This window comes from Massilia aquatica, from assembly GCF_011682045.1.
Classification (GTDB): domain Bacteria; phylum Pseudomonadota; class Gammaproteobacteria; order Burkholderiales; family Burkholderiaceae_D; genus Telluria_A; species Telluria_A aquatica.
On sequence record NZ_VVIW01000056.1, the window covers coordinates 1 to 5,436 of the forward strand.

Sequence of the window (5,436 nt, forward strand, 5' to 3'; positions counted from 1 at the left end):
TCATTCGAACCACTTCCAGCTTCAGGCTGGGATCGAATGTCTTCCGCTTTCTTGTTGCCATGTATTACTCCTCAGATGGTGGATTTTCCACCTATTGAGGTGTCCGAGCAAATTAGACCACAGCAATACGCCCCGTACGGCTTTGAGGGACTAGAAACTGGAATCGTCTATCACTTTTTATTCAACGACAAAGTCCTCAATCGTGTGGTGCTGGTCACATTCAGTGCGCCTATTGAAGTTGATGCAAGTCTTCTCAGAACAGAAGGTGTGGACAAGTCGCCACCGTTGTTGGCATTTGTACGAAGAGATAGATTTGAGTATGCGATCCTTAGCAGCCTCCTACTGCCTTGTACCAATCCCCGCGAATTGCCGCACTGGCTGGACAGTCTAAGCATTTCGGACCTACTGGCCCATGATCGAAGCGATGTACTGCGGAAGGTGTCCCATGCACAGCGAATCGATCAAATGCTGGCCCATTTGTGGCCCGCCCTTGAACGTCTACTCGATATCCTTCGAGCGGCGAACCCTGTCGTTGAACTGAATCGCTTGGCAAGAGCATGTCTGCCGCCGCAAAACGAGACGCGATTCCGTATCGCCTTCTTTGCATACGTGTCGTTTGGCATGGAAAGGCTGGCTCTTCACTACGCGATCCCGAATATCGGGAAATGGGACCGATCCAAGAAGGAGAAGAAATTTGGTAGGCCCTCCTCACTCGGCGCCATGCATGGCCATAGTTCCTGTGCCGAAGAGTTTCAGGAAAACTGCCGCGCTGGCTACAGTCGGTTTAGCGGACCAGGAGTCAGCATGCGGTCGATATACCGTCAAACTATGACGATTGTATTCGGCTGTAAAGCGGTTAAAGACTCGAGGCTTCGGATGCGCTTCGCGCACCCAGACGGGAAGCCATTTCCGACGCAAAGGCAGTTCGAGTATCGGGTCGCTCAAACGAATGATCTATCGACTCGGCAGCTCATGAAATACGGTGCCGCCCGGGTTCGTTCGAAGCTTAGGCCTTCACAAGGCCAATTCACTGCGGCCGTGGCAAATGCGATGGAAATTCTTGTTGAAGATGCTTACTTCGTGAAAGAGGTGGCTCAGGGATACTTGGAAGGTAGTCATCTCCCGCGGCTCGCCGTGGTGCGGATTATTTGTCTGGCCTCCGGCATGATTGTCGGAATAGGTTTTTCTTTGAAAGGTGAACAGGCCGAAGCATATCGCATGGCCAAAGGTTGTATGGCCGTTGATAAGGTTTGGTTCTGTAGTCTGTACGGTATCACCATCAATTCAAACGAATGGCCGAGCACGGGCCTTCCGCTGCACGAAATTACAGATCGCGGACCGGGCGCAACCTCGGGTGCAGAGCCATGCGATCAGGCCCTTCGTCCAGTTATCCGGGAGATTGCGCCGTCCTATTCTGGCCAATCAAAAGCAAACGTTGAGACTCGCCATCCTAAGGAAGTAAAGCTCGAAGGGGCGCCGCAATATCAGGTCACTCGTCTTTCCATTCCGCAGTTGGCACAAAGAGAAATCTGGAAAGTCATTGAGTCGAACCTAACTACGAACGTGCAGCCGCGGCTCACACCGGACGCAATTTGTGCCGGCGTCCTCCCCACGCCGGTGACCCTATGGAACTACTTGAGCGAGCTGGGGCGTACGTTTGCTTTTCGGATTCCTCGTGAGCAGGCGATCCGCGCATATTTCACGAAGATCGACCTGACCATAGACGATGGCGCCGTCTTCTATATGGGACTTCGATTTTGGTCGCATCACCTACGCGATAGCAGCGTTCTGCGCGGAGGGTGCCGCCCTACTCAAGGTTACATGCTGCCGACTTGCGTGCGTCAAATTTTTCTGGAAACCCCAGATGGCCTTATAACTGTGGACGCCGCTTATGGCATCAGGACAGACGATGAGGAATACTTCCTATCGGCCGCCGAGCTTGAACAACTCGCAAAGCTGCGTAGCGAAGAACAAGCATCTCTTCGGGTCCATCGCGAAGCAGCCAAGGCCGATGTCTCTGAACGGTTTACCGCCGAGACAGGAATGCCGTACGAACAGATTGAACGAAAACCAGGACGAGCCAAACGTGGCAACTTTGCTTCGCTAGAAGAGGCGCGACAAACGATGCCGCTCTTACGGCCGAAAGGAGGTCGCAAGTGAGCGACCAAAGCAACGGACCTGAAACTTGGCACGGCTTGTTTGATGGGATCGACACTGGCGATCGTCTGCGTGATCGCATCATGCAAAGCGTTGTGGCATTGGACTCCCTACAACAGGATTCTCCGGTCGTCGCGGTCGAGCGATTGCGGGAGGCTTGGAAGAATACCTATCTACCGAACGATGCCCATCTCGCTGTGTTAGCGCAGATGGTCGAACGCGTCAGGCACTTGGCAGCCCGGCGCTTGCCGACGCCTCGGGCATACGAGCAAGCAATATATAGCCGTCAACCGGTGATTCTGGCAGATCAAGAGATCTGGGGTCTGACTGGTCTCGCCGGCGTAGGCAAGTCTTCCGCGATGCGTGCGCTTGAACGTGCGCTCTCGCCTGTACCAGGCGTGTGCTTGACGTCGAGCGTTCAAGTTCCGATGCGCCCGGTAATTCACTTAACAATCCGTTCCCAGCGCTCGTCCGGTCCGGTCCTTCGCTCTTTGGCAAATCCGGTCTTCGTCGCCGGGCGCCAGAATCTCCCCCCTGCGGAGCTAGCTGAACATCTCCGCCAGTGGCTGTACACCCAGGGGACCCAACTGCTTATCGTAGATGAATTGCAGTCAATGACTCGCGGGGAGAGTTCGTCAACACTGATCGCCAACCTGGTCGCCGAATTAAACGAGCTTGGCCCAGCCGTCGTGTACGTTTTCAATTATTCGCTTGGCCACAAGCTACTGACCCGCAACCAGGAGGATAAGGATCGCCTGCTCGCGAAGACATTGATACTGAAGCCATCACACGGGAGTAGCCAAGAATGGATCTTGCAGGTAGACGAACATGTCATGGTCGCGCCACACTTGCTCGATATCGAAGGTGAACGAGATGCTCCGGAACTACATCGCCTGACCGGTGGCCTATGTCGATTGTTGGGGCTCTTGTTGCTAGAAGCATGTCGAATCTCCTGGCCTGCAAAGCTAGGGCGCCGCGTCACGATGGCTGACGTCCGAGCGGCCTACGGGTCAAGTGCCTATGCGAGTCAACGGGCCGATATCGAAGACCTGCGTTCCCTATCTGTTAGTAGCCGACTTCGCGACAGGCGTAAGGATCTTCTTTGCCCGTTTCCAGATCTGGCGAGCCGGGAGGCTGAGACGAGTAGGTCACTGTTAGACGCAGATTCCCCGGCCCCGGCCGCCATACGTGTCATGGAAAGTGCGCTAAATCATGGCGCCCGCCATGTGCTGCAGGAACTTCGGGCACAGGCCCATGAAGTAAGTAGTGGTGAACGAAAGGCAGCGACAGTCACCAAGTTGACCCGTCGGCCGGCATTGACCGCAGAGGCCTTGCTGACGGGGGCGAAATTTTTATCTGGTTCTGGATCGACGAAGGAGCAGATTCCTCCCACGAAAGTAGGCACCGAGGATTGAACATGGATACTTTTGACGCAGCAATTGGCGAGCGAATACCGTGGCTGCCCGATGAAACGCTGTTCAGTTGGTGCAGCCGCTATCATTACCTTTCTGTAAACGGCCTCGCGTCTGCTACTTGTCTACAGCTCTTTGGACGCAAGCGCCAAGGCGTGGCTCACGATCTTCCTGCTGGGATCGCGGCATTGGCCGAGCGCGCGCGTGGAAGTTTGGGAACCGCTTCCGAGATTATTCGTGATCGAACGATACTCGCCTTCTATGCGCCGTTCCGCTCAATCGAACTGATCGCGGATGCCGAACGTCAGATGTCCGCCGACGGGATCAACACTCTTAAATACAGGCTTGGCTTGCTGACCAGTGGTCTTGGCGCGGCTCATCCGCTTAAAGCCTGTGTCTCTTGCATCCACAATGATCGTGAGCGATTCGGAGTGGCCTATTGGCACCGCACTCATCAGCTTCCCTCAACTTGGTTCTGTCCTCTGCACGCCGAACCGCTATTTGTGTCGCCACTAAAACTTGATCAGCGCGCTAGATTCCAATGGGTGCTGCCGAATGACGCATGCTTAGCGCCATGGCAGCAGCGGGATCATTTGAACGAACCCAAAGGAGGGATCCGGGATATTGGAGTACATTTAGCCGAACTCGGAGGCATGGTTTGTGCGTTGCCAGCGGGCAGTCTTGCGAATTCAGCCCTGTTGGCTGAAACATTCCGTACCGGCATGACTCGCCGAGGATGGATGTCCAAGTCCGGGCGAGCAAAATGGTTGAGCTTTGAATCTGATTTGCTACGCCACGCGTCAGTGCTCTCTGCGCTGCCGCCAATGGCCATGCAAGTAGATTTGCAAGCTGCCCAATCCCAACTGGGGCGTATTCTGGCCGGTCGGTCATTGACCCACCCATTGCGGTATATCGCTTGGATGACTTTGTTGTTTGATTCGTGGTCAGAATTTCAATCGTCACTTGGCGCCATTTCCATTGCTGCCAAAGCGGAGCGGGCCTCATTTCCGGAAGCCGAAATTAAGGATTTGCGCCCGGAAAACGCTGTGGATTCGTTGCGCGCTGGTCGGCAATCCTCGACTGCGATTGCGCGCAGACTAGGTGTCACCGTGACGACGGTAGCTGCCTGGGCGGCTGCGGCAGGCATCGCAACTCCAAGGCGACCAAAGCTGCTACACGAATCGCTTTGGCTAGCCGCAGTTCAGCTACTTACCGACGGGCAGGCTAAAGCATACGTGGCAAATAAGTGTGGAGTGTCCGTCGTAACTGTCACTCGCATCTTAAGAAACGTGCCAGGCCTGCAGGTCGCTTGGCATCGCGTTCGTTTGGAGGCTGCCCGCGATATTGCCCGTCAATCTTGGTTGAGGGTTTCGAGCGTTGGTTGGGTGCTTGGCGTAGCTGCTGCTCGCAAAGCTGAACCATCCGCATATGCTTGGCTTTACAGGAACGACAGGGCCTGGTTGAAGGAGCAGTGCGTCCTATTTCACATGAGCCGCCCGGTCGATAACCACTCGAATGTCAGGATGAGTCGTGCGGATGAGCGTTATGCCAGAGGACTGAAGCTTGCCTTGATTGCCTTTTGTTCCAAAGGTGAACCCGTTTCATCCCCAAACAACAATTTCTTCATTTTCGCGCCGGGACTTCGAAAAGTATTAATCGCCCCGGAGTTATGGCCGAAAACAACGCTCGTTCTCCAGGAAGCCGTGCGCTTACGGTTGCCAGAGGGCCGACTAGGTCTATTTGCTGTGGTCTAATTTGCTCGGACACCTCAATAGGTGGAAAATCCACCATCTGAGGAGTAATACATGGCAACAAGAAAGCGGAAGACATTCGATCCCAGCCTGAAGCTGGAAGTGGTTCGAATGAT

General features: G+C 54.7%; 3 protein-coding genes. All 3 read left to right on the top strand.

Features of this window, described 5'->3' with window-relative positions:
• A partial coding sequence (locus F1609_RS33660) for a TnsB C-terminal domain-containing protein (RefSeq protein ID WP_206752983.1) occupies window positions 1-2,160 on the top strand: 2,160 nt, incomplete at its 5' end.
• Entirely contained in the window at window positions 2,157-3,572 is a 1,416-nt protein-coding gene (locus F1609_RS33665; RefSeq protein WP_167082258.1) for an ATP-binding protein, read from the top strand. The genes F1609_RS33660 and F1609_RS33665, both read left to right, overlap by 4 nt.
• A 2-nt stretch (window positions 3,573-3,574) precedes the next feature.
• Window positions 3,575-5,323, top strand: coding sequence for a TnsD family Tn7-like transposition protein (locus F1609_RS33670; RefSeq protein ID WP_167082260.1), 1,749 nt, complete (start codon window positions 3,575-3,577; stop codon window positions 5,321-5,323).
• The last annotated feature ends 113 nt before the right edge of the window (window positions 5,324-5,436 follow it).

What these genes read in the sequence shown, in the direction of transcription:
- F1609_RS33670 (WP_167082260.1), top strand. Translation starts at nt 3,575, where the DNA reads ATGGATACTTTTGACGCAGCAATTGGCGAGCGAATACCGTGGCTGCCC.